Annotated in this window: 24 protein-coding genes, 1 other RNA gene and 1 riboswitch; of the genes, 14 read left to right on the forward strand and 11 right to left on the reverse strand. The window is 67.0% G+C overall.

The window, feature by feature from the left end:
• Positions 1-109: 109 nt before the first annotated feature.
• A complete protein-coding gene (locus KVT39_RS19905) occupies positions 110-1,051 on the reverse strand; it encodes a CysB family HTH-type transcriptional regulator (protein WP_034178788.1) in 942 nt (313 codons plus the stop codon).
• A 219-nt stretch (positions 1,052-1,270) separates the two neighbouring features.
• Here KVT39_RS19905 and KVT39_RS19910 point away from each other — a divergent pair, with 219 nt between their 5' ends.
• The 6 genes from KVT39_RS19910 (at position 1,271) to cobA (ending at position 7,461) form a co-directional block, all read left to right on the forward strand.
• Positions 1,271-2,950, forward strand: coding sequence for a nitrite/sulfite reductase (locus KVT39_RS19910; RefSeq protein WP_034178787.1), 1,680 nt, complete (start codon positions 1,271-1,273; stop codon positions 2,948-2,950).
• A 25-nt stretch (positions 2,951-2,975) separates the two neighbouring features.
• On the forward strand, positions 2,976-3,518 hold the full coding sequence (locus KVT39_RS19915; RefSeq protein WP_175749824.1) for a DUF934 domain-containing protein: 543 nt from the start codon (positions 2,976-2,978) through the stop codon (positions 3,516-3,518).
• On the forward strand, positions 3,515-4,258 hold the full coding sequence (locus KVT39_RS19920) for a phosphoadenylyl-sulfate reductase (protein ID WP_072443577.1): 744 nt from the start codon (positions 3,515-3,517) through the stop codon (positions 4,256-4,258). The genes KVT39_RS19915 and KVT39_RS19920 overlap by 4 nt, the downstream gene beginning before the upstream one ends.
• Positions 4,259-4,334: 76 nt before the next feature.
• Entirely contained in the window at positions 4,335-5,297 is a 963-nt protein-coding gene (cysD, locus tag KVT39_RS19925; RefSeq protein WP_034178784.1) for a sulfate adenylyltransferase subunit CysD, read from the forward strand.
• A gap of 22 nt (positions 5,298-5,319) precedes the next feature.
• Positions 5,320-6,636 carry a sulfate adenylyltransferase subunit 1 gene (locus KVT39_RS19930; protein WP_217590036.1) on the forward strand — a complete coding sequence of 439 codons (1,317 nt, stop codon included), beginning with the start codon at positions 5,320-5,322 and terminating at the stop codon, positions 6,634-6,636.
• A gap of 75 nt (positions 6,637-6,711) precedes the next feature.
• Positions 6,712-7,461 (forward strand): uroporphyrinogen-III C-methyltransferase, encoded by a 750-nt coding sequence (cobA, locus tag KVT39_RS19935; RefSeq protein WP_034178782.1) that lies wholly within the window; start codon positions 6,712-6,714, stop codon positions 7,459-7,461.
• A 77-nt stretch (positions 7,462-7,538) separates the two neighbouring features.
• Here cobA and KVT39_RS19940 read toward each other — a convergent pair whose 3' ends face one another.
• From KVT39_RS19940 to lptF, 3 genes are read right to left on the reverse strand one after another with little or no spacing between them, the layout of a single operon-like run.
• Positions 7,539-7,922 (reverse strand): sirohydrochlorin chelatase, encoded by a 384-nt coding sequence (locus KVT39_RS19940; protein WP_034178781.1) that lies wholly within the window; start codon positions 7,920-7,922, stop codon positions 7,539-7,541.
• 27 nt (positions 7,923-7,949) lie between these two features.
• The gene (lptG, locus tag KVT39_RS19945) at positions 7,950-9,098 is read right to left on the reverse strand and encodes an LPS export ABC transporter permease LptG (protein ID WP_034178780.1); all 1,149 of its coding nucleotides are present in this window, start codon (positions 9,096-9,098) and stop codon (positions 7,950-7,952) included.
• Positions 9,099-9,101: 3 nt separating this feature from the next.
• On the reverse strand, positions 9,102-10,196 hold the full coding sequence (gene lptF / locus KVT39_RS19950) for an LPS export ABC transporter permease LptF (protein WP_034178779.1): 1,095 nt from the start codon (positions 10,194-10,196) through the stop codon (positions 9,102-9,104).
• Between the two features lie 122 nt (positions 10,197-10,318).
• Between lptF and KVT39_RS19955 the strand changes: the two genes are divergently transcribed.
• Genes KVT39_RS19955 through KVT39_RS19965 form a run of 3 tightly spaced genes read left to right on the forward strand, consistent with a single transcriptional unit; the run spans position 10,319 to position 13,047 of the window.
• Positions 10,319-11,830, forward strand: a complete 1,512-nt coding sequence (locus KVT39_RS19955; RefSeq protein WP_034178778.1) for a leucyl aminopeptidase — start codon at positions 10,319-10,321, stop codon at positions 11,828-11,830.
• 34 nt (positions 11,831-11,864) lie between these two features.
• A complete protein-coding gene (locus KVT39_RS19960) occupies positions 11,865-12,281 on the forward strand; it encodes a DNA polymerase III subunit chi (RefSeq protein ID WP_034178777.1) in 417 nt (138 codons plus the stop codon).
• Between the two features lie 25 nt (positions 12,282-12,306).
• The gene (locus KVT39_RS19965) at positions 12,307-13,047 is read left to right on the forward strand and encodes a DUF2486 family protein (RefSeq protein ID WP_217590037.1); all 741 of its coding nucleotides are present in this window, start codon (positions 12,307-12,309) and stop codon (positions 13,045-13,047) included.
• Between the two features lie 141 nt (positions 13,048-13,188).
• On the opposite strand, the gene KVT39_RS19970 is transcribed toward KVT39_RS19965, so the two are convergent.
• On the reverse strand, positions 13,189-13,515 hold the full coding sequence (locus KVT39_RS19970; protein ID WP_034178775.1) for a c-type cytochrome: 327 nt from the start codon (positions 13,513-13,515) through the stop codon (positions 13,189-13,191).
• A gap of 127 nt (positions 13,516-13,642) precedes the next feature.
• On the reverse strand, positions 13,643-15,316 hold the full coding sequence (gene ilvD / locus KVT39_RS19975) for a dihydroxy-acid dehydratase (protein WP_217590038.1): 1,674 nt from the start codon (positions 15,314-15,316) through the stop codon (positions 13,643-13,645).
• Between the two features lie 135 nt (positions 15,317-15,451).
• Between ilvD and KVT39_RS19980 the strand changes: the two genes are divergently transcribed.
• Together KVT39_RS19980 and lgt are read left to right on the forward strand one after the other, a co-directional pair.
• Positions 15,452-16,366 (forward strand): LysR substrate-binding domain-containing protein, encoded by a 915-nt coding sequence (locus KVT39_RS19980; RefSeq protein ID WP_131948593.1) that lies wholly within the window; start codon positions 15,452-15,454, stop codon positions 16,364-16,366.
• A gap of 89 nt (positions 16,367-16,455) precedes the next feature.
• Positions 16,456-17,346, forward strand: coding sequence for a prolipoprotein diacylglyceryl transferase (gene lgt / locus KVT39_RS19985; RefSeq protein WP_105393084.1), 891 nt, complete (start codon positions 16,456-16,458; stop codon positions 17,344-17,346).
• A gap of 107 nt (positions 17,347-17,453) precedes the next feature.
• On the opposite strand, the gene KVT39_RS19990 is transcribed toward lgt, so the two are convergent.
• The 5 genes from KVT39_RS19990 to KVT39_RS20010 all read right to left on the reverse strand — a co-directional run bounded on the left by KVT39_RS19990 (position 17,454) and on the right by KVT39_RS20010 (position 19,884).
• Positions 17,454-18,194, reverse strand: coding sequence for an SIMPL domain-containing protein (locus tag KVT39_RS19990; RefSeq protein WP_034178771.1), 741 nt, complete (start codon positions 18,192-18,194; stop codon positions 17,454-17,456).
• A 192-nt stretch (positions 18,195-18,386) separates the two neighbouring features.
• Positions 18,387-18,848, reverse strand: coding sequence for an EVE domain-containing protein (locus KVT39_RS19995; protein ID WP_034178770.1), 462 nt, complete (start codon positions 18,846-18,848; stop codon positions 18,387-18,389).
• A 111-nt stretch (positions 18,849-18,959) separates the two neighbouring features.
• Positions 18,960-19,141: non-coding RNA, 6S RNA (gene ssrS / locus KVT39_RS20000), on the reverse strand.
• An 81-nt stretch (positions 19,142-19,222) separates the two neighbouring features.
• Positions 19,223-19,537, reverse strand: a complete 315-nt coding sequence (locus KVT39_RS20005) for a cell division protein ZapA (protein WP_011352906.1) — start codon at positions 19,535-19,537, stop codon at positions 19,223-19,225.
• Complete coding sequence (locus KVT39_RS20010; RefSeq protein ID WP_006478092.1) at positions 19,534-19,884, reverse strand: ATPase; 351 nt, start codon at positions 19,882-19,884, stop codon at positions 19,534-19,536. Before KVT39_RS20010 ends, KVT39_RS20005 begins: the two co-directional genes overlap by 4 nt.
• A gap of 154 nt (positions 19,885-20,038) precedes the next feature.
• Positions 20,039-20,293, forward strand: a riboswitch (cobalamin riboswitch).
• 63 nt (positions 20,294-20,356) lie between these two features.
• Here KVT39_RS20010 and KVT39_RS20015 point away from each other — a divergent pair.
• The 3 genes from KVT39_RS20015 to KVT39_RS20025 are packed head-to-tail and all read left to right on the forward strand — an operon-like array spanning position 20,357 to position 24,129.
• On the forward strand, positions 20,357-22,273 hold the full coding sequence (locus KVT39_RS20015; protein ID WP_217590039.1) for a TonB-dependent receptor: 1,917 nt from the start codon (positions 20,357-20,359) through the stop codon (positions 22,271-22,273).
• Positions 22,274-22,312: 39 nt separating this feature from the next.
• The gene (locus KVT39_RS20020) at positions 22,313-23,311 is read left to right on the forward strand and encodes an iron ABC transporter permease (protein ID WP_131948590.1); all 999 of its coding nucleotides are present in this window, start codon (positions 22,313-22,315) and stop codon (positions 23,309-23,311) included.
• Positions 23,308-24,129, forward strand: coding sequence for an ABC transporter ATP-binding protein (locus KVT39_RS20025; RefSeq protein WP_217590040.1), 822 nt, complete (start codon positions 23,308-23,310; stop codon positions 24,127-24,129). Before KVT39_RS20020 ends, KVT39_RS20025 begins: the two co-directional genes overlap by 4 nt.
• Positions 24,130-24,137 lie beyond the last annotated feature (8 nt).

The following is a 24,137-nucleotide window of genomic DNA, read 5'->3' on the forward strand; positions in this document are numbered from 1 at the left end:
GATATGCGCCCCTGTATTTATACACGCCGATTTCAGGAAAACGCCGGGCCGCCCCAGGTTTTCTTGACCCCCTTGGGGGTATGGCGCGAAGCGACAGGTCCGAGGGCGCTTACAGTTCGTACGATTCGGATTCGCCCTTGAGCGCCTGCTCGATCAGCTTGCGGTTCAGCGTCGGCGACAGCAGTTCGACGAGCGTATACACATAGCTGCGCAGGTAGGCACCCTGCTTGAGCGCGACGCGCGTCACGTTGCTGCCGAACAGGTGGCCGACCGGGATCAGGCGCAGGTTGCGGTCGCGCTCGGGGTTGAACGCGATGTCGGCCATGATCCCGACGCCGAGGCCGAGCTCGACGTAGGTCTTGATCACGTCGGCGTCGATCGCCTCGAGCACGATGTCCGGCGACAGCCCGCGCAGCGCGAACGCCTGGTTGATCTTCTTGCGGCCGGCGAACGCGTCGTCGTACGTGATCAGCGGATATTGCGCGAGATCGTCGAGCGACGGCGGCTTGCGTTCGAGCAGCGGGTGATCGGCCGGCACGACGGCCGCGTGGTGCCACTGGAAGCAGGGCAGCGACACGAGTTCCTTGTAGTCGGAGATTGCCTCGGTCGCGATCGCGAGATCGGCCTGGTCGTGGATCACCATCTCGGCCACCTGCGTCGGGCTGCCCTGCAGGATCGACAGGTGCACCTTCGGGAAGCGCTTCTTGAATTCGGCGATCGCGGCCGGCAGCGAGTAGCGGGCCTGCGTGTGGGTGGCCGCTATGGTCAGGTTGCCCTGGTCCTGCGCGGCGTAATCCTTCCCGACCCTTTTTAGGCTTTCAACCTCCTGCAGGATCCGCTCGACCGACGCGAGGATGATCCTGCCCGGCTCGGTGAGCGAGCGCACGCGCTTGCCGTGCCGCGTGAAGATCTCCACGCCCAGCTCGTCCTCGAGCTCGATGATCGCCTTCGACACCCCCGGCTGCGACGTGTAGAGCGCCTTGGCGGCCTCGGTGAGGTTGAAATTCTGCCGGACGGCCTCGCGCACGAAGCGAAATTGGTGCAGGTTCATTTATAACCCTTCCGCATATCAACAGAATTTTTTAGTCGTTTGAAATATAAGGCGAGTTTATTACGATTCACCGGAGTTTTTCAAATATGGATATCTGTTTTCGTCATTAGCAATCCACCGGGCAGCGGATGGCCGGTGGCAGTGACGGTGGAACGGAGATTCGGGCGCGACGTGGCTAGGACGTCGCGCGGTCACCACGAAAACCCCTGGGGTCCCCGAATGTATCAGTACGACCAATACGACCAGACGATCGTTGACGAGCGTGTCGCGCAGTACCGCGATCAGGTGCGCCGCCGCTTGTCGGGCGAGTTGAGCGAAGACGAATTCCGTCCGCTGCGTCTGCAGAACGGCCTGTACATGCAGCGCCACGCATACATGCACCGCATCGCGATTCCGTACGGCAACCTGCGCAGCGACCAGCTCCGGATGCTGGCGCGCATCGCCCGCGAACACGATCGCGGCTACGGCCACTTCTCGACCCGCTCGAACATCCAGTTCAACTGGATCCAGCTTGAAGACACGCCCGAGATCCTCGCGAAGCTCGCGTCGGTGCAGATGCACGGCATCCAGACCTCGGGCAACTGCATCCGCAACATCACGGCGGACCAGTTCGCGGGCGTCGCGCAGGACGAGGAGATCGATCCGCGTCCGTGGTCGGAAATCCTGCGCCAGTGGTCGACGTTCCATCCCGAATTCGCGTGGCTGCCGCGCAAGTTCAAGATCGCGGTGTCGGGTTCGAAGCACGACCGCGCGGCCGTGCAGATCCACGATCTCGGCGTGTACCTGAAGAAGAACGCGCAGGGCGAGGTGGTCGCGAGCATCCTCGCGGGCGGCGGCCTCGGCCGTACGCCGATCATCGGCGCGGTGATCAAGGAAGACCTGCCGTGGCAGCACCTGCTCACCTACTGCGAAGCCGTGCTGCGCGTGTATAACCGCTTCGGCCGCCGCGACAACCTGTACAAGGCGCGTATCAAGATTCTCGTGAAGGCGCTGTCGCCCGCGAAGTTCGCGCAGCAGGTGGAGGAAGAGTGGCAGCACCTGAAGGACGGCCCGTCGACGCTCACGCAGGCGGAAGTCGACCGCGTGTCGCAGTATTTCAAGCCGCCCGTCTACGAGAAGCTGGCCGACACCGACGCATCGTTCGAACAGCACCTGCTCGAGAACAAGGCGTTCGCGCGCTGGGTCGAGCGCAACGTCGCGCCGCACAAGGTGTCCGGCTACGCGGCCGTCACGCTGTCGCTGAAGGATCACCGCGTGGCGCCGGGCGACGCGACCGACCAGCAGATGGAGCTGGTCGCCGACTGGGCCGACGCATACTCGTTCGGCGAACTGCGCGTGTCGCACGAGCAGAACCTGATCCTCGCGAACGTGAAGAAGCGCGACCTGTTCGCGGTGTGGGAAAAGGCGAAGGCGGCCGGTTTCGCGACGCCGAACATCGGCCTGCTGACCGACATCATCGCGTGCCCGGGCGGCGATTTCTGCTCGCTCGCGAACGCGAAGTCGATCCCGATCGCGCTGGCGATCCAGCAGCGTTTCGACGATCTCGACTACGTGTACGACCTCGGCGACCTGTCGCTGAACATTTCCGGTTGCATGAACTCGTGCGGCCATCACCACGTCGGCAACATCGGCATCCTCGGCGTCGACAAGGACGGCGCCGAGTGGTACCAGGTGTCGCTCGGCGGCGAGCAGGGCACGGGCCACAACGGCGCGCGCCTCGGCCGCGTGATCGGGCCGTCGTTCTCGGCGGAAGAGGTGCCGGGCGTGATCGCGAAGCTGATCGACACGTTCGTCGAAGCACGCATCGACGGCGAGCGCTTCGTCGACACGTACGACCGCATCGGCATCGCGCCGTTCAAGGAGCGCGTGTATGCGGCGCGCCAGGCAGTGAACGCGTAACCAACCGGGTACAAGGAATTTGCAGATGGCTTCGATTATCAAGAACCGCGCAGTGATCGACGATGCATGGCAGGTCGTGCGCGCGGCGGAAGACGGTGCGCTGCCCGCGGTCGACGCGTTGCCGGCCGGCAAGGTGCTGGTGCCGTTCGCGTTGTGGCAGGCCGAGCGCGCGGCGCTCGTCGCCGCGAAGACGAAGGACGAACTCGGCGTGTGGCTCGCGCCGGACAGCGAGCCGGCCGATCTCGTGGCCGATTTCGGCGCGATTTCGCTGATTGCCGTCGACTTCCCGCGCTTCGCGGACGGCCGCGGCTACAGCATCGCGCGCCTGCTGCGCGAGCGTTACGGCTGGACGGGCGAGCTGCGCGCGATCGGCGACGTGCTGCGCGACCAGTTGCTGTACATGTCGCGTTGCGGCTTCGACGCATTCGCGGTGCGCGCCGACCGGGACATCCACGACGCGCTGAATGCGTTCACGGAATTCACGCAGCGCTATCAGGGCGCGTTCGACGAGCCGGCGCCGCTGTTCCGCCGCCGCGCCGCCGCGGCCGACGCCAAGGTGGGCGCATGAGTACCGCTACCGCGCTGACGCCGGAACTCGCCGCGAAGGTCGAGCGCCTCGACGCGCTGCTCGCGCAGATCGGCGCACGTCACGAGAAGGTGAAGTTCGCGAGCAGCCTCGCCGCGGAAGACATGCTGCTCACGCACGCGATCCTGTCGAAGGGCGTGTCGATCGGCATCTTCTCGCTGAACACGGGCCGCCTGCATGCGGAGACGCTCGGCATGATCGACCGCGTGCGCGAGCGCTACGGCTACGAGATCGAGCAGTTCCATCCGCAGCAGGATGCGGTCGACCAGTACGTCGCCGAGCACGGCCTGAACGCGTTCTACGAGAGTGTCGAGCTGCGCAAGTCGTGCTGTCACATCCGCAAGGTCGAGCCGCTGAACCGCGCGCTGGCCGATGTCGGCGCGTGGGTCACGGGCCAGCGCCGCGAGCAGTCGGTCACGCGTGCGGAGCTGCACGAGGAAGAACAGGACGAAGCGCGCGGGATCGCGAAGTACAACCCGCTCGCCGACTGGACGGAAGCCGATGTGTGGGCGTACCTTGGCGCGTTCGACGTGCCGGTCAACCCGCTGCATGCGCGCGGCTACCCGAGCATCGGCTGCGAGCCCTGCACGCGCGCGATCCGCCCCGGCGAGGACAGCCGCGCGGGCCGCTGGTGGTGGGAATCGCGCGACACGAAGGAATGCGGGCTGCACATCACGATCACGCCGATTCCCGCGAGTGCCGAAGCCGGCGCCGCGCACTGAACGCGTCACAAGAAACTGAATATTGCGCCGCCTGCGACAGCGGGCGACACGAACCCAGAAGAGAAGGACTGAAACCATGAGCACGACGCTCGAGCAATCCGCCTTTGCCCCGGCCACCGGCGGCGACAGCCGCATGGGCCACCTCGACTGGCTCGAAGCCGAGTCGATCCACATCCTGCGCGAACTGGTCGCCGAATGCAGCAAGCCGGCGCTGTTGTTCTCGGGCGGCAAGGATTCGGTCGTCGTGCTGCATCTGGCACTGAAGGCGTTCGGCCTCGGCGCGAACCGCAAGACGACGCTGCCGTTCCCGCTCGTGCACATCGACACGGGCCACAACTACGACGAAGTGATCGATTTCCGCGACCGCCGCGCGCAGGAGCTCGGCGCCGAGCTGGTGGTCGGCCACGTCGAGGATTCGATCAAGCGCGGTACGGTCGTGCTGCGCCGCGAAACCGATTCGCGCAACGCCGCGCAGGCCGTCACGCTGCTCGAGACGATCGAGCAGCACGGCTACACCGCGCTGATCGGCGGCGCGCGCCGCGACGAAGAGAAGGCGCGGGCGAAGGAGCGCATCTTCTCGTTCCGCGACGAATTCGGCCAGTGGGATCCGAAGGCGCAGCGCCCGGAGCTGTGGAGCCTCTTCAACGCACGGCTGCATAAAGGCGAGCACCTGCGCGTGTTCCCGATCTCGAACTGGACCGAGCTCGACGTGTGGCAGTACATCGCGCGCGAGAACCTCGAACTGCCGTCGATCTACTACGCGCACCAGCGCGAGATCGTGCGTCGCAACGGCCTGCTCGTGCCCGTCACGCCGCTCACGCCGATGCGCGATGGCGAGACGAGCGAAGTCGCCCAGGTGCGCTTCCGCACGGTCGGCGACATCAGCTGCACGTGCCCGGTCGAGAGCGACGCGGACGACGTCGAGAAGATCATCGCCGAGACCGCGGTGACCGAGATCACCGAGCGCGGCGCGACGCGGATGGACGACCAGACCTCCGAAGCCGCGATGGAACAGCGCAAGAAGCAAGGTTATTTCTGAAGCACACGAGGACATTCACATCATGAGCATCATCGAAAATCACGAAGACCTCGGCGTGCTGCGCTTCATTACCGCGGGCAGCGTCGACGACGGCAAGAGCACGCTGATCGGCCGCCTGCTGTACGACAGCAAGGCCGTGCTGTCCGACCAGCTGTCCGCGCTGTCGCGCGCGAAGAACAAGCGCACGGTGGGCGACGAGCTCGACCTCGCGCTGCTGACCGACGGCCTCGAAGCCGAGCGCGAGCAGGGCATCACGATCGACGTCGCATACCGCTACTTCGCGACCGCGAAGCGCAAGTTCATCATCGCCGATACGCCGGGCCACGAGCAGTACACGCGCAACATGGTGACCGGCGCGTCGACCGCGCACGCGGCGATCATCCTGATCGACGCGACGCGCGTGACGGTCGAAAACGGCGTTGCCGAACTGCTGCCGCAAACGAAACGCCACAGCGCGATCGTCAAGCTGCTCGCGCTGCAGCACGTGATCGTCGCGATCAACAAGATGGACCTCGTCGACTACAGCGAGGCGCGCTTCAACGAGATCCGCGACGCGTACGTCGCGCTCGCGAAGCAGCTCGGCCTCGACGATGTGCGCTTCGTGCCGGTGTCGGCGCTGAAGGGCGACAACATCGTCGGCGCGAGCGAGCGCATGCCGTGGTATGCGGGCGAGCCGCTCCTCGACGTGCTCGAGGCGCTGCCGGTGGAGACGCAGGCGCATGACGCACTGCGCTTCCCGGTGCAGTGGGTCGCGCGCCAGGACGGCAGCTCGGCCGACGATTTCCGCGGCTACATGGGCCGCATCGAGTCGGGCGAGGTGAAGGTCGGCGACGAGATCGTCGTGCTGCCGTCGAACCGCACCGCGACGATCGCCGAGATCGTCGCGCCGGTGCCCGGCGGCACCGCGTCCGTCGCGCAAGCGTTCGCGGGCCAGACGGTGACGATCCGTCTCGAACAGGATGTCGACGTGTCGCGCGGCGACATGTTCGTCACGACCGCCGAGCCGGTCGAGCCGGCCAAGAAGCTCGAGGCCGACCTGTGCTGGTTCGACGAAGCGCCGCTGTCGCAGCAGCGCAAGTACCTGCTGAAGCAGACCACGAGCACGGTGTTCGTGAAGATCGGCGCGGTCAAGCAGGTGCTCGACGTGCATACGCTGTCGCACGCGATCGACCGTCACGAACTGAAGATGAACGACATCGGCCGCGTCGCGCTGACGCTGCAGAAGCCGATCGTCTGCGACACGTACGATGCGCATCCGGGCACGGGCGCGTTCGTGCTGATCGACGAGGCGACGCACCACACGGTCGCCGCAGGCATGATCCGGGCGTTCTCGGCGTAACAACCGGCGAACCGCGCCGCCATGCGGCGGCGCGGACCGGACGCCGCCGTCCGCAGGACAAGCGAAGCGACAAACATGGGCAAGGTATATCTGATCGGAGCGGGGCCGGGCGCAGCGGACCTCATCACGGTGCGCGGCGCGCGGCTGCTGGCGCAGGCCGACGTCGTGCTGCACGATGCGCTGGTCGAGCCCGCGATGCTCGACTACGCGCCGAACGCGCGCAGGATCGCGGTCGGCAAGCGCTGCGGGCAGCGCTCGACCGCGCAGCACTTCATCAACAAGCAGATCGTCGATGCGGCGCGCGAGCATGCGTGCGTCGTGCGGCTGAAGGGCGGCGACCCGATGCTGTTCGGTCGCGCCGAAGAGGAAATGCGCGCGCTCGATGAGGCCGGCATCGACTACGAGGTCGTGCCGGGCATCACCGCAGCGCTGGCCGGCGCGGCGACGCTGAAGCGTTCGCTGACGCTGCGCGGCGTGTCGCGCAGCGTCGCGTTCGCGACGCACAGCCGTGCGCCGGGCAGCGACGAGATCCGCGAAGCCGCGCGCGCCGATTCGATCGTCTACTACATGGGCCGCGACAGTGCCCCCGGCATCGCGCAGGAGTTGATCGATGCCGGCCGTGCGCCGGCGACGCCCGTGGCGATCGTCGAGGCATGCAGTACCGCGCGCGAGCGCTCGCTGACGCTGACGCTCGCGCAGATGGCGGCTGGCGACGCGCAGGCGTGGCTCGATCCCGCGGAACCGAGCCTGCTGATGATCGGCGATGCGTTCGCCGAGCGCGCACGGCACGCGAAAGAGGGCGATTCGTTGCGGACTGCCGCCTGAGCGGAAGCCGGCCGCAGTCCGAAATAAAAAAGCGCTGGCGGAAGCCAGCGCTTTTTTATTTGGAGCCGCCGTTGCGCTTACGCGTCGTCGCCGATCCGGTCGATGCAATAGCGTGCGATCGCGTCGAGCACGCCGTCGTCTTCGCCGACAGCCGTCGCGCAGCGGATCTCGACGCCCGGATGCGCGGCGCGGCACGCATCGACGAGCTGCGGCAGGTCGCGGCGGATATGGCCGCCCTGGCCGAAGAACACGGGTACCACGGTGATGCGCGTGCAGCCGGCGGCGACTTGCGCGGCCACGGCCTCACCGAGCGACGGCGTCATCAGCTCGAGGAACGCGAGCGACACGTGCGACGCAGGGGAGCCGGCGCCGCGCAGCCGCGCGGCGAGCCGCTCGAACGGCTCGGCCCAGCGCGGATCGCGGGCGCCGTGGCCGAACAGGACGATGCCGTGCGAGCTCATGTCGAAGTCTCCGTCGTGATGCGGCGCTCAGTGCCGGTCGACCCACTTTAGCGCGAACAGGCCGAGCGCGAGATAGATCAGGCCCGGCGTCGCGGCGGTGAGCGGTGCGGGCCACGTGTTCAGCGTGCCGATGTGCGAGAACAGCGTATTGAGCAGCTGGAAGCTCATGCCGAGCATGATGCCCCCGAACACCTTCACGCCGACCACGCCGGCGCGCGTGTGCAGGTACGCGAACGGCAGCGACAGCACGAGCATCACGAACACCGCGAACGGATACAGCAGCTTGCGCCACAGCGCGATGTCGTAGCGCTGCGTGTCCTGCTGGTTCTCGCGCAAATGCTGGATGTAGCGGAACAGGTTGATGATCGACATGCGCTCCGGCGACACGAGCAGCACCGACAGGATCTGCGGCGTCAGGTCCGACCGCAGCCGGTATTCGGGCAGCGACACCTGCTGCGACCGGTAGACGGGGTTCAGCGCATCGGCCGGCTGGCCGCTGATCGGCTTGATCGGCGTGAGCTCGGTTTCGGTGACGCCCGTCAGCAGCCAGTGGCCGGGCGGCTCGTAGCGGCCCGTCTGCGCGATCCGCACGTTCTGCAGCTGGAATTTCGAGTCGAACTCGTAGATGCGCACGTTGCTGATCGTCGAATCGGGCGACAGGCTGCCGACGTTGACGAAGCGCGTGACCTGTTCGCCGTTTTCGCGGGCCGCGAGCGTGTCCTTCACCCACACGCCCGACTGGAAATTCGACGAAACCGACGCGCCGAGCGCCTGCAGCCGCACGCGTTCGGACAACTGGTCGGCGTACGGGCCGACGAATTCGCCGATCAGGTAGGTGATGATTACGAGCGGCACGCCGATCTTCAGCAGCGAGCGCAGCGCCTGGTTGGTCGCGAGGCCCGACACGCGGAAGATCGTGAATTCCGAATTCGCGGCCATTTGCGCGAACACGTAGATCGCGCTGATCAGCGCGGCGACCGGGATGATCTCGTAGAAGCGCGACGGCGTCTGCAGCGCGACGCGCATCACCGCGTAGCCGAACTTGTAGTTGCCGTGCCCGACCGAGTTCAGTTCGCTGATCAGGTCGAAGAAGAAGAACAGGCCCGAGAACGCGAACAGGATGAAGACGAACGTGACGTAGATCTGTCGCGCGAAGTACTTTTCATAGAGCCGCATCGATCATGCTCCCGAGCGGCCGAACAGCGCGCGTGTAAACAGCGGACGATTGCGCACGCGCAACCAGAAGATGACGGCGACGATCGCCGCGACGAGCGCGTGCAGGCCGACGAGGCCGACGCCGAACGACATCTTGCCCTGCTCGATCTGCGCCTGCACGACGTTCAGCAGGTTCGAGTAGGTGAGGTAGATCAGCACGGCCATCACGAGGTTGATCGTGCGGCTGCGGCGCGGGTTCTGGTACGCGAGCGGGATGCCGAGCACCATCAGGTTGAGCGCGATCAGCGGCAGCCCCGCGCGCCACGCGAACTCCGCGAGATTGTCGCGCGTCGGGTTGCGCAGCAGCTCGGGTGTCGGCGTGCTGTTGGTGGTCTGCACGTTCACGACCGGCTTGCTGGTGATCTTCACGCCATAGCGCTCGAACTCCATGATCTTGAAGTTCGGCTGGCCGGGCGTGCCGTCGTAGCGGCGGCCGTCTTCCAGCACGACGAAACGGTCGCCGTCCTTCGACGTTTCCGTATGGCCCGTCTGCGACACGACGACGTTGACCTTGCCGTTCTCGGTCGACGTCACGAACACGTTCTGCACCTTGCTCTGGTCGGGCGTCATCTTCTCGATGAAGAACACGCGATGGTTCGACGCCGACTCGCGGAACTGGCCCGGCGCGAGCAGCGAGATCTCGTCGCGCTGCTGGAAGCGTGCCTTGATCATCTTGCTCTGCTGGTTCGACCACGGCCAGCCGACGAACGCGAAGAACGCGATCAGCAGGATGAGCGGCGTAGCGAACACGCCGATCGGCTTGATGAGGCGCGTGAGGCTCACGCCCGACGCGAGCCACACCACCATTTCGGAATCCCGGTACCACCGGGTCAGCACGAACAGGATCGACACGAACAGCGTGACGACGAGCATCACGGCAAGATAGCCGATCACGGTCAGGCCGATCAGCACGAGCACGTCCCGCGGGTCGATTTCACCGGACGCGGCGTAACCGACGATGCGGATCATCATCGTCGTGAGCATGATCGTGAGCAGCACCATGAACACGGCGCCAGCCGTATACGCAAGCTCGCGCTGGAGGGAGCGTTCGAAGATCATTCTTGATGAGAAGAGGGCGGGAGGCTGCGCACGCGTGGTGGAGCGCTCGCGCCGCCACGGGAAAAATAGCGGATAATTGCGGCTTTCATCCTTAGCCCAGATTTTATCCGAGGACAAGCGCGATGGACTTTAGCATAAAAGGCTGTGATTGGAGCAAAGGCGAGGCCAAGGGGTTCCTGACCGGGAAGTCCGACTGCATCGTGCTCGGCATCTTCGAGGCGCAGACGCTTTCGGGCGCGGCGCTCGACATCGACACGGCCACCAAGGGACTGATTTCGCGCGTGGTGAAGGCCGGCGACATGGACGGCAAGCGCGGCAAGACGCTGTTCCTGCACGAAGTGTCGGGCATCGGCGCGTCGCGCGTGCTGCTCGTCGGCCTCGGCAAGCAGGATGCTTTCAATCAGAAAGCCTATAACGATGCAGCCACGGCCGCCTGGCGCGCGCTGCTGGCGACCAAGGTCGTCCAGGTCACGTTCACGCTCGCGCAACTGCCGGTCGACGAGCGCAGCTCCGACTGGGGCGTGCGCGCGGCGATTCTCGCGCTGCGCAACGAGACCTACCGCTTCACGCAGATGAAGAGCAAGCCGGAACCGGCGTCGCACACGCTCAAGCGTGTCGTGTTCAGCGTCGATCCGTCGGATGAAAAGGCCGCTAAGGTCGCGGTCAAGCAGGCCGTTGCGCTCGCGAACGGGATGGATCTCACTCGCGACCTCGGCAACCTGCCCGGCAACGTCTGCACGCCGACCTATCTCGGCAACACCGCGAAGAAGCTCGCGAAGGATTGGGGCCTGAAGGCCGAAGTGCTCGGGCTCAAGCAGATCCAGGCGCTGAAGATGGGCTCGTTCCTGTCGGTCGCGCGCGCGTCGGTCGAGCCGCCGCAGTTCATCGTGCTGCACTACCAGGGCGCCGCCGCGAAGGCCGCGCCGGTCGTGCTGGTCGGCAAGGGCATCACGTTCGACACGGGCGGCATCTCGCTGAAGCCGGGCGAGGGCATGGACGAGATGAAGTACGATATGTGCGGCGCCGGTTCCGTGCTCGGCACGATGCGCGCGGTTGCCGAGATGGGCCTGAAGATCAACGTCGTCGCGATCGTGCCGACCTGCGAGAACATGCCGGGCGGCAACGCGACGAAGCCGGGCGACATCGTCACGAGCATGAAGGGCCTGACGATCGAGGTGCTGAACACCGACGCCGAAGGCCGCCTGATCCTGTGCGACGCGCTCACGTATGCGGAGCGCTTCAAGCCGGCCGCGGTGATCGACGTCGCGACGCTGACGGGCGCGTGCATCATTGCGCTCGGCCATCACAACAGCGGCCTGTTCTCGAAGGACGACGCGCTCGCGGGCGAACTGCTCGACGCGTCTCGCGAAGCGGGCGACCCGGCATGGCGCCTGCCGCTCGACGACGAGTACCAGGATCAGCTGAAGTCGAACTTCGCGGATCTCGCGAACATCGGCGGACGTCCGGCCGGCAGCGTGACGGCCGCGTGCTTCCTGTCGCGCTTCACCGAGAACTACCCGTGGGCCCACCTCGACATCGCGGGCACCGCGTGGAAGAGCGGTGCCGCGAAGGGTGCGACGGGCCGCCCGGTGCCGCTGCTCGCGCAGTTCCTGATCGACCGCGCCGGCCAGTGATGGCGGTGCTGACGACGATGCGGGTACGCGGGCAATGACGCGGATCGATTTCCACTCGAACGTCGGCGATTCGCTCGCGTATGCGTGCCGGCTGCTGCGCAAGGCCTACCAGGCCGGGCAGCCGGTTGTCGTGCTCGCCGAGCCCGCGCGCCTGCGCGCGCTCGACGAGCGGCTCTGGACGTTCTCGCCGCTCGATTTCATTCCGCATTGCGGCGTCGACAGCGAGCACGCGGCCGGCACGCCGATCGTGCTGGCCGCCGATCTCGACAAGGCGCCGCATCATCACGTGCTGCTGAACCTCGGCGCGACCGTGCCCGCGCAGTTCGCCCGCTTCGAGCGCCTGCTCGAAGTGGTCGGCAACGCGCCGGACGAACTGGCCGCGGGCCGCGACCGCTATCGCTTCTACCGCGATCGCGGCTACGCGCTGAACAACTACAAGCAGGGCAGCTAGCCGCAACCGTCGACGGAGTGTTGCCGTGACACAAGCCGATTCATCCTCTATCCCGACGCTGACCGACGTGCTGGTGCCGGGCAAGCCGGTGCCGGCGCGCTCGCCCGCGCCCGACGCGCCGCAGCCGCACGCCGGCGCGGCGATTCCGGTGCTGACCGACGTGATCGCGCCGGCCGATTCCACGAAAGCCGAGGGCGACCCCGAATTCGTCGTGATCGAACCTGTGCCGACGCTGCACGTGCCGGCGGTCGAGCTGCCGGGCGACGTGGCGACGGCTGCCGCGGCGGCGATGGGCGAGACCGATGCGCCGGCCGAACCGGGCGCCGCGGAGCATGTGGTCGCCGAGCACGCAGCGGCCATGAATGCGCCGCTCAAGACGTCGCTGGCCGAAGATGATGCGCCGCAGCATGCGTTCGCTGCGGTGGCGTGCGACGCGGTCGGGCACGCGTCTGACGCGGTCATGCCGGAGGCGGTCGTACCGGCCGCGGTGCCGCAGCCGGATGTGCAGGCAGCCGTCGGGCTGACGCCTGAAGATGCGCAGCATATCGCCGAGCGCCTGCGCAATCGGCTGACGAGCTATCTGACCGGAGCAGGGCGCGAGGCCATCGAGGCCCGCTGTCGCGACGCACTGCATGAGCATTCGGCCTGGCTGGTCGGCCAGGTCACGCGCGAGGTGGCGCTGACGCTGGAAACCGAGGTCATGGACTGGGTTCGCGACGCGGTCGACGAAGAGATCGCGCGCCGCCGCGCCGGTCGTTCGGGCTGAACTTCGGGCTGAACCCCCGGCCGTTCCGGTGACAGAAAAAGGGGCGGTTCCAGTAAGTGCCGGCGAAGCTGCCGGCGACGGGCAAACCCGCCTGTCGGCGGCACCCAGCACAACGGTTGTGCCCCGTCCGGGGCATCCGGTTCAATGCAGCGACAGCACCCATTGCGCGAGTGCGTGGGCTTCGCCGCTCGTCAGTTGCGTATTGGCGGGCATCGGCACGCCGCTCCACACGCCGACGCTGCCTTTCACGATCGATTGGGCAAGGTAATCGACGGCGTCGCCGCGCGCCGCATACTTGCCGGCGATGTCGCGGAACGACGGGCCCATCAGCGGCTTGCCGACCGCATGGCAGGCCATGCAGTTCTTGCGCTGCGCAAGCGCGAGCCCGTCGGCTTGTTCGGCGCGCGCCGCCGCTGCGCCGCCGGTCAGCAGCATCACGAGCAGCGCGCGCAATATCGTCTGTTTCATGCGGTTCTCCGCCGGCGGGGACGGCCGGCTTCATGGTCCGCGCATTATAAAAGCAAAGGGAACGCACGTTTTGCGCGTTCCCCCGGCGGCCATCTCCATTGGGGTCGCATGCTGCGGCGATATCGCGTCAACCCGTGACGGCGCCCTGGTTCGCCGGCCGGGCGAGGGCCGCGAATTTCGCGAGCACGCCGCGCGTGTAGCGCGGCGCCGGCTGTTTCCACGCGGCGCGACGGCGCGCGAGTTCGGCATCGTCGATGTTCAGTTCCAGCAGCAGCCGGTGCGCGTCGATCGTGATCGAGTCGCCTTCCTGCACGAGCGCAATCGTGCCGCCGACGAACGCCTCGGGCGCGACGTGGCCGACCACCATGCCCCACGTGCCGCCCGAGAAGCGGCCGTCCGTGATGAAGCCGACCGATTCGCCGAGTCCCTTGCCGATGATCGCGGACGTCGGCGCGAGCATTTCCGGCATGCCGGGGCCGCCCTGCGGGCCGAGGTAGCGCAGCACGAGTATGTCGCCGGCGTGGATCCGGTCGCCGAGGATCGCATCCATTGCGCTCTGCTCGTCGTCGAATACGCGGGCGGGGCCCGTGATCACCGGGTTCTTCAGGCCGGTGATCTTTGCGACCGCGCCGTCTTCCGCGAGATTGCCCTTCAGGATCGCCAGGTGGCCTTCCTTGTACAGCGCGCGGTCGATCGGGAAGATCACGTCCTGGTCCGCGCGCGGCACGCTCGGCACGTCCTTCAGTTCGTCGGCGATCGTGCGGCCGGTGATCGTCATGCAGTCGCCGTGCAGCAGCCCCGCATCGAGCAGGATCTTCAGCACCTGCGGAATCCCGCCGGCCCGGTGCAGGTCGGTCGCGACGTACCGGCCCGACGGCTTCAGGTCGCAGATCACGGGCACGCGCTTGCGGATGCGCTCGAAGTCGTCGATCGTCCAGTCGACCTCGGCCGCATGCGCGATCGCGAGATAGTGCAGCACCGCATTGGTCGAGCCGCCGGTCGCCATGATTACCGACACCGCGTTCTCGATCGACGCCTTCGTGATGATGTCGCGCGGCTTCAGGTCGCGCTTCACGGCTTCGACGAGCACGCGCGCCGATTCGGCCGCCGAATCGACTTTCTCCTGGTCGGGGTTCGCCATCGTCGACGAGTACAGCAGCGACATCCCGAGCGCCTCGAACGACGAACTCATCGTGTTCGCGGTGTACATGCCGCCGCACGAACCCGACGTCGGGCACGCGTTCTGCTCGACGCCTTCGAAATCCTCCTGCGACATCCGGCCCGCGGTGAATTCGCCGACGGCCTCGAACGACGACACGATCGTCAGGTCGCGGCCCTTCCAGTGGCCGGGGCGGATCGTGCCGCCGTACACGTAGATGCCCGGCACGTTCAGGCGCGCGAGCGCGATCATGCCGCCCGGCATGTTCTTGTCGCAGCCGCCGACGACGACCACGCCGTCCATCCATTGCCCCTGCACGCAGGTCTCGATGCAGTCGGCGATCACCTCGCGCGACACGAGCGAGTACTTCATGCCCTCGGTGCCCATCGACATGCCGTCCGAAATCGTCGGTGTGCCGAAGATCTGCGGGTTCGCGCCGGACGCCTTCACGGCCGCGACGGCCGCGTCCGACAGGCGCTGCAGGCCGGAATTGCACGGCGTGATCGTCGAATGGCCGTTCGCGATGCCGACCATCGGCTTGTCGAAATCGTCCTTCTGGTAGCCGAGTGCGTAATACATCGAGCGATTCGGCGAACGGGCCACGCCTTGCGTGATGTGCTTCGAGCGACGGTTGTATGGCATGGGGGACTCCATCGTTGTCTGGGCGACGCCCGTGAGCGGCGCGCCGGTTCGGATGAAACAAGAATGGAGTGTCCGGATTGGGATGTCCAATATATTATTTGTCGCCTATTAAGTCGTTTTGCGAATGAGTAACGTATGGCCGATCCGACACCCGACCTGCGCCAATGGCGCTATTTCATGACCGTTGCCGACGAGCGCCATTTCGGCCGCGCGGCCGAACGCCTGTCGATGACGCAACCGCCGCTGTCGCAGGCGATCCGGGCGCTCGAGGATGCGCTCGGCGTCGCGCTGTTCGTGCGCACCAAGCGGTCGGTGGCGTTGACCGCGGTCGGCGCGGCGCTGTTGCCCGACGTGCGCCGGCTGCTTGCGTCGGCCGATGCGCTGCCGCCGCTCGCGCGGCGGCTCGCGCGCGGCGAGGCCGGCTCGCTGTCGCTCGCGTTCGTGTCGACCGCCGATTACGGGCTGCTGCCGTCGCTGCTGCGCGCGTTCGGCGCGCGCTATCCGCAGGTGCGCCTGCAGCTCGCGGAGGCGACGAGCGACGTGCAGATCGACGAACTCGTCGCCGGCCGCATCGACGCGGGGCTCGTCATTCCGCCCGTGCCGCCGCGTCACGCGGCCGGGCTGTCGTACCTGCCCGTCGTGCGCGAGCCGCTGGTGGTCGCGATGCCGACCGCAACGTCCGACGCACCAGAGGACGAACCCGTGCATCTCGCCGAGGTCGCCGCATTGCCGCTCGTGATCTTTCCGCGTCGTTTGGCGCCCGGCTTTTATGACATCATTACGGGCTGCTACGGCGCGGCGGGGGAAACTCCGCGCATCGGCCAGGAGGCGATCCAGATGCAGACGATCGTCAGCCTCGTGTCGGCCGGCATGGGCGTCGCACTGGTGCCGCAATCGATGCGTAACCTGCGGCGCACCGGCGTGGTCTACCGGCCGCTCGCCGGTCACGCACCGGTCGTCGAGACAGGCCTCGTGTGGCGCACGGGCGACGTGAGTCCCGTGCTCGCCGGCTTCATCGACGTCGTGCGTGCGCAGGGCCTCGCGGCATGACGTGAACGATGGAGCGCCGGTGCCGTCCAATGCGCGGTGCTGCGCGTTCGCGATGGCCGTACCGCATTCGAAAACTTCTTCGCTAACCCATGATCATTCACCCGAATTTCGACCCCGTTGCGATCCATCTCGGGCCGCTGGCCGTGCGCTGGTACGGCCTCATGTATCTCGTCGGCTTCATCGCGGCGATCGTCGTCGGCCGGGTCCGCCTGAAGCTGCCGCACGTCGCGGCGCAAGGCTGGACCGCGAAGGACATCGACGACATGATGTTCTACGGCGTGCTCGGCACCGTGCTCGGCGGCCGGCTCGGCTACGTGCTGTTCTACAAGGCCGATTTCTACTTTTCGCATCCGCTCGACGTGTTCAAGGTGTGGGAGGGCGGCATGTCGTTTCACGGCGGCTTCCTCGGCGTGACGCTCGCGATGGTGCTGTTCGCGTGGCAGCGCAAGCGCCACTGGCTGCAGGTCACCGATTTCGTCGCGCCGATGGTGCCGACGGGGCTCGCGGCCGGGCGGCTCGGCAACTTCATCAACGGCGAGCTGTGGGGCCGCGTGACCGACCCGACGGCGCCGTGGGCGATGCTGTTCCCGGGCGCGATGCGCGACGATGCGGCCTGGCTGCCGAAACATCCGGCGCTCGTCGAGAAGTGGCATCTCGCCGACGTGTTCATGCAGTATCAGATGCTGCCGCGCCATCCTTCGCAGCTCTATGAAATCGCGCTCGAAGGCATCGCGCTGTTTTTCGCGCTGTTCTTCTTCTCGCGCAAGTCGCGGCCGATGGGCGCCGTGTCCGCGCTGTTCCTGATCGGCTACGGCCTCGCGCGCTTCACGGTCGAGTTCGCGCGCGAGCCCGACGACTTCCTCGGCCTGCTTGCGCTCGGCCTGTCGATGGGGCAGTGGCTGTCGCTGCCGATGATCCTCGCGGGCATCGCGCTGATGGTCTGGGCGTATCGTCGCCGCGCGGCGAATGCGGCTGCGTGATGCGATATCGATGCGCGCGCAACTGGCGCGTGCATCGGCAACTCGCATGAAAAAAACGCCGGCCCTCGGGCCGGCGTTTTTCGTTTCTGACAGCTGCGCGTTGCGCGTTACTTCATCTGCACCGAGCCGTTGACGGTGACCGACACGGTGGCCTTGCCGCCTTCGACCGCGATCGGTGCGCTCATCTTCGCGCTGTCCATCGGCGCCGCGGCCATCGCCATCATGCGCGGGTACGGCTGCACGTTGCGGCCGCTGCCGACGTTGACGTCGCGGATCGTGTAGCTGCCGTAGCCGAACGCCTTCGCGGCTTCGTCCGCGCGGGCGCGGAACGACTTGATCGCTTCGGTCGTGAGCTTCTGCTCGGCCGTGCGCTGCGCTTCAGGCGACAGCGAGAACTCGACGTTCGCGACCTGCATCAGGTTCGACAACTGGCCTGCAAGCTTCGACGCCGCGGCGAAATCGCGCGATTCGAGCGCGACCTCGGTGCGGCCGCGCCATGCGGAGATCTTCCCGTCGCGATCGGTGCTCGGATACACGGAGAACGCGCCCGTGTGCGCGGTGACGCCCGATACACCCTTCGCCTGCGACAGCGCTGCATCGGCGCGCTGGTTCAGCGCGGACGTGAGGCTGCCCGGATCCTTGGCCTGCTGTTCGTAGAACAGCGTGATGTGGATGATGTCCTGCGGCACGTCGGCGCTGGCCTGCGACGAAAGCGACAGCACGCCCGCCGGTTCCGGGAAGTGCGGGTTCGCGGCCTGCGCGTGCGCGGCGGGCGACGCGAGCGTCAGCGCGACGGGAACGGCGGCGGCGAGGGCGAGCGACAGCGCGAGTGCGGATTTCTTGGTCATTGTTGGACTCCTTGTGCGAGGGCGCGCACGCGGATCACGCGTGCACGACGCGGGCGTACCGCGCAACGAAAAAACAGCCGGCCAGATTGACCGACAGCGGTTGCTTAGGCTGCGCGAAAGACCCGCGAGTTCCGTGGCGGCGGCGCGTGCTGACCAGATTTGACGTTTGGCGCGCGCGCCTACTGCGTGCGCCTACTTCATCAGCTTTTCGGTGATGAACCGCCATTCGGCGCGCGTGACCGGCGTGATCGACAGCCGGTTGCCGCGTGCGAGCACGCGCATGTCGGCGAGTTCGTCGTGTTCGCGCAGCGCGGCGAGCGGCACGAGCGGCGACTTTTTCACATAGCGCACGTCGACGAGCAGCCAGCGCGGCGCTTCCTGCGTCGACTTCGGGTCGTAATAGGGGCTTTTCGGATCGAACTGCGTGGGATCGGGGTAGGGCGTCGACGATACTTCGGCGAGGCCCGCGATGCCCGGCTCGGGGCAGCTCGAGTGATAGAACAGCACGCCGTCGCCGATCTTCATCGTGTCGCGCATGAAATTGCGCGCCTGATAGTTACGCACGCCGGTCCACGGCAGCGAGCGCTGCGGTGCGTTGGCGAGATCGTCGATGCTTGCTTCGTCCGGTTCGGACTTCATCAGCCAGTATTGCATGGATCGTAATCGACGCAGCTGAAGGCATGATGGTCTGTTTGCATGCGCATTCCGCGTGCAAACAGACCCTGAAAAAGAAAACGGCACCGGGACTCGCCCGATGCCGTTGGATAGGCCCCCGCCTTGGCCGCTAGGCCGGCATCCTGAACCTGAGGTTCAGAATTGGTCGCAGTTAGCAGCACTTCGGGTACATCAGACAGAGTGACGCGCGCGCCCGTGCTACAAATTTCCGCAACCGTGCACATGGCATTGGTTCAAGGAATATATGACCTTGGCGAACCAGGCAGGGAAGCTGACTGAACTGTGTTTCGATGCGCCAATTTGACCACCGTTGATCGCCGAGATCAAGGGGAATCGACGCATCGATTAAAACGTTACTGCGTCTCGTGCTGTGCGAGCACCGCGCCGAGCTGTTCGTTCATCTGGTGCATTGTACGACGGATTTCTTCCGCCGGAAATGCTTCACCGTGCCGCACGCTCGTTTGCAGCCGCAGCAATTCCGATGCGAGCGACAGTGCCGCCATCACCGCGATCCGATCGGTGCCGCGTACCGAGCTGTTCGAGCGGATTTTCGACATTTCGGCGTCGACACGCGCGACCGCCTCGAGCAGCGCCGCTTCGGTCTCGGCCGAACAGGCGAGACGATAGGCCTGACCGAGAATCGAGACTTCGATCTGCTTGGTGCTCATGCATGTTCTCCGTGGCTGGCCGCGTCATCGCCATCCGTACGCGCCTGCGCATCCAGCAGGTCGAGCTGGTTGTCGGCTTGCTCCGCGCTTTTCGAGCGCGGCAGCTTTTCGAGAATCGCGTTCAGTTTCACCTGTGCGTCGTCGATCTTTGCCGACAGCGTGTCGCGCTCGGCCGCGAGCGCATTGCGTTCATCGCGCAGCTGCGCGAGTTCCGCGCGGACCGTGTCCGCTTCCGCGCGCAATTGCGCGACCTGCTCCTCGAGCGCGAGCCGTTCCGAGTGATAGCGCTTGTTCAGCGAAATCAGACGGCCAATATTTTGAGATAGGGTTTCGAGTTCGTTGAGCATTTGCTGCGTCCTCTAAAGACCCAGCATTTTAGCGCGGAATAACGCGCAATCCGACATCTGTAACGTTTCCAGTCGTAACACCCCCGCTTCTTGCCGCGAATAGGCGCGTCCCGCGCGTGTCTGAACGCTTCCTTGACGCTCGCGCGAGCGGCTCCTAAACTGGCGCCGCCTCGGTGCTCGCGCGTGGAACGCGCGGTTAAACGGGAAGCAGGGAGCGGGCTCCGCCAGGAGGCCGCCAACCTGCGCTGCCCCCGCAACGGTAAGCGGCCGCGTCCGGTGACGCAGGCCGGCTCGGGCGCGTTCCGCGTGCAGGTTTCGCACGCGGGCGCGGGCCACTGCGCGTCATCGCGCGGGAAGGCGAGCCGGTACGCCGCCAGCCCGGATACCGGCCGAGGCGGGGAGCCCGTACGGGCTTCGTGACGCGCGGCCTGCGGGGAGGCGGGGCGCGCAGTGCTTCACGGGATTTATCTTCATGCTGACCCCAATCGTCCGCACGGCGCTCGGCGCGCTCTGCGGATTGCCGCTTGCCGCCGCCGCGCAGACCGCGGCGAATGCCGATGCCGCGGCACCCGCCGTACCCGCGGCAACGTCCGCCGTGCCCGCGGCCCGGCCTGCCGCTGCGACCATGCTCGAACCGGTCGTCGTCACCGCGCAGCGCGCGCCGCAGGCGCTGGCCGACACGATTCCGCAAACCACCGTATTCGACGCGCAAGATATCGCCGCGCATCCGGGCGCCGACCTGCCGACGCTGCTCGCGCTCGCGCCCGGCGCGCAGATCGTGCGCAACGGCGGCCCGGGCGCGAGCACGACGATGTTCCTGCGCGGCGCGGAGTCGACGCAGTCGCTCGTGCTGATCGACGGCGTGCGGGTCGATTCCGCGAGTCTCGGTGCCGCGCAACTGAGCCAGTTGCCGCTCGACCAGATCGAGCGCGTCGAGATCGTGAACGGCAATGTGTCGTCGCTGTACGGCTCGGGCGCGATCGGCGGCGTCGTGCAGGTGTTCACGAAGGACGGCGGCAATCATCCGCCGCGCTTCAACTTCGCGGTCGGCGTCGGCAGCTACGGTACGCAGACGCAGCAGGCGGGCGTATCGGGCCGGCTCGACGGCGACGGGAAGACGACGTTCAGCGTGTCGATCGCACGCGACAAGGACAATGGTTTTTCCGCGCTCGACCCGGCGAAGAAACCGAACGCGAACCCGAATGCGAACGGCTACCTGAACGAGAGCATCACCGCGGCGCTGCGCCACCGCTTCAACGATCGATGGGATGCGGGCGTCAGCTACTTCCAGTCGAACGGCAACAACAGCTACGACAACGCGTGGGGCGTGCCGACCGACCTGAACAACCTCTATTCGCGCGTGCAGCAGGTGCGTGCGTTCGCGAACGGCAAGCTGACCGACTGGTGGACCGCTCGCCTGAGCGTGTCGACCGGCAACGATCGCAGCCAGTCGGCGCTGAACGGCGTCTATACCGATCACTTCAATACCGACAACCGCCAGTACACGTGGCAGAACGATTTCCGCATCGCGCCGGATCACCTGATCCAGGCCGGCTACGAGCGGCTCGACCAGCAGTTCATGTCGAATGCGTATGCCGCGCCGCAGCGTCACGTGAATTCCGGCTGGATCGGTTATTCGGGGCGCTTCGGCCGCCAGCAGTTCCAGGCGAACCTGCGCCGCGACCAGTACTCGGACTTCGGCGGCGCCAACTCCTACTATCTCGGCTACGGCCTCGAACTGACCGATCGCTGGAAGGTGACCGCGAGCTATTCGGACGCGTTCCGCGCGCCGAGCTTCAACGACCTCTATTACCCGATGGCCGGCAATCCGTCGATCCAGCCGGAGCGCAGCCATTCGATCGAAGCCGCGCTGCAGTATGCGTCCGATGCAGTGGGCGTGATGCGGCTCACCGCGTTCCAGACGCGCTACGCGAACCTGATCAACTATCGGCCCGACGGGAGCGGTTTCTACTATATTGCGCAGAACGTCGGCCGCGCGAAGGTGCAGGGGCTCGAAGGGTCGTGGCAGGGGCATGTCGGCGCGACCGACGTACGGGTTGCCGCCACGTTGCAGAACCCGGTCGACGAAACGCAGAATCAGGATCTCGACCGCCGCGCGCGGCGTTTCGCGTCGATGGCCGTGAACCGCGCATTCGGCGCATGGCGCGTCGGCGGCGAATGGCTCGTGAGCGGCGCGCGCAACGATTCGGGCGGCGGGCGGCTCGGCGGCTACGGGATCGTCAACCTTTCCGCGCGCTACAACATCACGAAGTCGTGGTACGTCAGCGCGCGCATCGACAACCTGCTCGACAAGGACTACGAGCTTGCTTATGCCTACAACACGCCGAAGCGAGGCGCCTATGTCACGCTCGGCTGGCAGCAGCAGTAAGCGGATGCGCTGCGCGTCGTGCGCAGGGCCGTGCGCGGCATGAGCGCCGCGCGCGCCGCCGCGATCTGGGCCGCGCTGGCCGCCGTGGTCGCGTTGCTGTTCGTCGCATCGCTGTCGATCGGCAGCGTGCCGATGTCGCCGTGGCAGGCGCTCGCGTCGCTCGTGCCGCATGGCGGCGACGCGCTGTTCGCCGACATCGTCCGCACGCTGCGCCTGCCGCGCGCGCTCGCGGGTTTCGCGTGCGGTGCGCTGCTCGCGCTTGCCGGTGCGCTGCTGCAGGTGCTGCTGCGCAACCCGCTCGCGGAACCGTACGTGCTCGGCGTGTCCGGCGGCGCGGCCGGGTTCGCGCTCGTCGCGATGATCGCGGGCGGTGCGTGGTGGCTCGTCGATGCGTCGGCGTTCGCCGGCGCGCTCGTGTCGGTCGCGCTCGTGCTCGGCCTCGCGCGCCGCGAGCTGTGGCGCGGCGATTCGCGCGATGCGTCGCCGCGGCTGCTGCTCACCGGTGTCGTGATCGCGGCAGGGTGGGGCGCGCTCGTCACGCTGCTGCTGTCGCTCGCGCCCGATGCGCGATTGCGCGGGATCATCTTCTGGCTGACGGGCGACCTGAACGGCGTGACTGCGCCATGGTTCGCGTGGGGCGCACTGCTATTGGCCGCGTGCGTCGCGCTGCCGGCCGCGCCGCAATTGAACGTGCTGCTGCGCGGCGACGCGACCGCGCTCGCGCTCGGTGTCCCCGTCGCACGCCTGCGCGTGCGAATCTATCTCGTCGCGTCGCTGGCCGCGGCAGCGGCGGTAACGACGGCCGGCACGATCGGCTTCGTCGGCCTCGTCGTGCCGCATGCGCTGCGGCTCGCGTTCGGCAACGACCAGCGCATGCTGCTGCCGGCCGCGATGCTCGCGGGCGGCGGCGGCGTGATGGCGGCGGACCTGCTCGCGCGCACCGCGATCGCGCCCGCGCAACTGCCGGTCGGCGTGATGACCGCGTTGATCGGCGTGCCGGTGTTCCTGTGGATGTTGCTGAGGAGGCCGATGCGATGACAGGCACTGCGCAGCACGCTGCCGCCTCCGGCAACGACATGGCCTGCACGTGCATGGACCTGACGCTGAGGGCCGGCGCGCGCACGCTGCTCGACGGCTTCACGCAGGCCTTCCGTCCCGGCGAAATCTGGTGCGTCGCGGGGCCGAACGGCGCGGGCAAGACGACGCTGCTCGCGACGCTCGCGGGGCTGCACCCGCCGGCCGGCGGCCGGGTCGAGATCGACGGCCGGCCGCTCGCCGCATGGCCGCCCACGCAGCTCGCGCAGCGCCGCGCGCTGATGCCGCAGCAACTGCACGATGCATTCAGCGCGACCGTGTTCGACACGGTGCTGCTCAACCGTTTTCCGTATCTCGGCGGCTGGGGCTGGGAGCGCGACGGCGACCGCGCGGCCGCGCACGATGCGCTCGCGACCTTCGACCTGACCGCACTGGCGTCGCGCGACGTGCTGTCGCTGTCGGGCGGCGAGCGGCAGCGGGTCGCGCTGGCCGCGACGCTGTGCCAGGACGCGCCGCTGATGCTGCTCGACGAGCCGCTCGCGCATCTCGACCTGCATCACCAGATCGACTGCCTGACCGCGCTGGCCGCATGGCTCGACGCGGGCCCGCGCACGGTGCTGTTCTCGTGCCACGACCTGAATCTCGCGCGGCGTTTCGCGACGCATGCGCTGTTGCTCGACGGCCGCGGCCATGCATGGGCCGGCCCCGTGCACGACGTGCTGACGCCCGAGCGTGCGAGTGATGCGTTCGGCTATCCGCTCGTGCTGATCCGCGAGCATGGCCGCGACGCGCTGCTGCCTGCGTGGCCCGAGCGACAATGACCTTTTCC

The organism is Burkholderia sp. GbtcB21 (genome assembly GCF_019091065.1).
Classification (GTDB): Bacteria; Pseudomonadota; Gammaproteobacteria; order Burkholderiales; family Burkholderiaceae; genus Burkholderia; species Burkholderia pyrrocinia_C.

Excerpts from the sequence above, each read along its gene's own strand:
- KVT39_RS19905 (WP_034178788.1), bottom strand. The coding sequence starts at position 1,051 with ATGAACCTGCACCAATTTCGCTTCGTGCGCGAGGCCGTCCGGCAGAAT.
- KVT39_RS19910 (WP_034178787.1), top strand. The coding sequence starts at position 1,271 with ATGTATCAGTACGACCAATACGACCAGACGATCGTTGACGAGCGTGTC.
- KVT39_RS19915 (WP_175749824.1), top strand. The coding sequence starts at position 2,976 with ATGGCTTCGATTATCAAGAACCGCGCAGTGATCGACGATGCATGGCAG.
- KVT39_RS19920 (WP_072443577.1), top strand. The coding sequence starts at position 3,515 with ATGAGTACCGCTACCGCGCTGACGCCGGAACTCGCCGCGAAGGTCGAG.
- cysD (WP_034178784.1), top strand. The coding sequence starts at position 4,335 with ATGAGCACGACGCTCGAGCAATCCGCCTTTGCCCCGGCCACCGGCGGC.
- KVT39_RS19930 (WP_217590036.1), top strand. The coding sequence starts at position 5,320 with ATGAGCATCATCGAAAATCACGAAGACCTCGGCGTGCTGCGCTTCATT.
- cobA (WP_034178782.1), top strand. The coding sequence starts at position 6,712 with ATGGGCAAGGTATATCTGATCGGAGCGGGGCCGGGCGCAGCGGACCTC.
- KVT39_RS19940 (WP_034178781.1), bottom strand. The coding sequence starts at position 7,922 with ATGAGCTCGCACGGCATCGTCCTGTTCGGCCACGGCGCCCGCGATCCG.
- lptG (WP_034178780.1), bottom strand. The coding sequence starts at position 9,098 with ATGCGGCTCTATGAAAAGTACTTCGCGCGACAGATCTACGTCACGTTC.
- lptF (WP_034178779.1), bottom strand. The coding sequence starts at position 10,196 with ATGATCTTCGAACGCTCCCTCCAGCGCGAGCTTGCGTATACGGCTGGC.
- KVT39_RS19955 (WP_034178778.1), top strand. The coding sequence starts at position 10,319 with ATGGACTTTAGCATAAAAGGCTGTGATTGGAGCAAAGGCGAGGCCAAG.
- KVT39_RS19960 (WP_034178777.1), top strand. The coding sequence starts at position 11,865 with ATGACGCGGATCGATTTCCACTCGAACGTCGGCGATTCGCTCGCGTAT.
- KVT39_RS19970 (WP_034178775.1), bottom strand. The coding sequence starts at position 13,515 with ATGAAACAGACGATATTGCGCGCGCTGCTCGTGATGCTGCTGACCGGC.
- ilvD (WP_217590038.1), bottom strand. The coding sequence starts at position 15,316 with ATGCCATACAACCGTCGCTCGAAGCACATCACGCAAGGCGTGGCCCGT.
- KVT39_RS19980 (WP_131948593.1), top strand. The coding sequence starts at position 15,452 with ATGGCCGATCCGACACCCGACCTGCGCCAATGGCGCTATTTCATGACC.
- lgt (WP_105393084.1), top strand. The coding sequence starts at position 16,456 with ATGATCATTCACCCGAATTTCGACCCCGTTGCGATCCATCTCGGGCCG.
- KVT39_RS19990 (WP_034178771.1), bottom strand. The coding sequence starts at position 18,194 with ATGACCAAGAAATCCGCACTCGCGCTGTCGCTCGCCCTCGCCGCCGCC.
- KVT39_RS19995 (WP_034178770.1), bottom strand. The coding sequence starts at position 18,848 with ATGCAATACTGGCTGATGAAGTCCGAACCGGACGAAGCAAGCATCGAC.
- KVT39_RS20005 (WP_011352906.1), bottom strand. The coding sequence starts at position 19,537 with ATGAGCACCAAGCAGATCGAAGTCTCGATTCTCGGTCAGGCCTATCGT.
- KVT39_RS20010 (WP_006478092.1), bottom strand. The coding sequence starts at position 19,884 with ATGCTCAACGAACTCGAAACCCTATCTCAAAATATTGGCCGTCTGATT.
- KVT39_RS20015 (WP_217590039.1), top strand. The coding sequence starts at position 20,357 with ATGCTGACCCCAATCGTCCGCACGGCGCTCGGCGCGCTCTGCGGATTG.
- KVT39_RS20020 (WP_131948590.1), top strand. The coding sequence starts at position 22,313 with ATGAGCGCCGCGCGCGCCGCCGCGATCTGGGCCGCGCTGGCCGCCGTG.
- KVT39_RS20025 (WP_217590040.1), top strand. The coding sequence starts at position 23,308 with ATGACAGGCACTGCGCAGCACGCTGCCGCCTCCGGCAACGACATGGCC.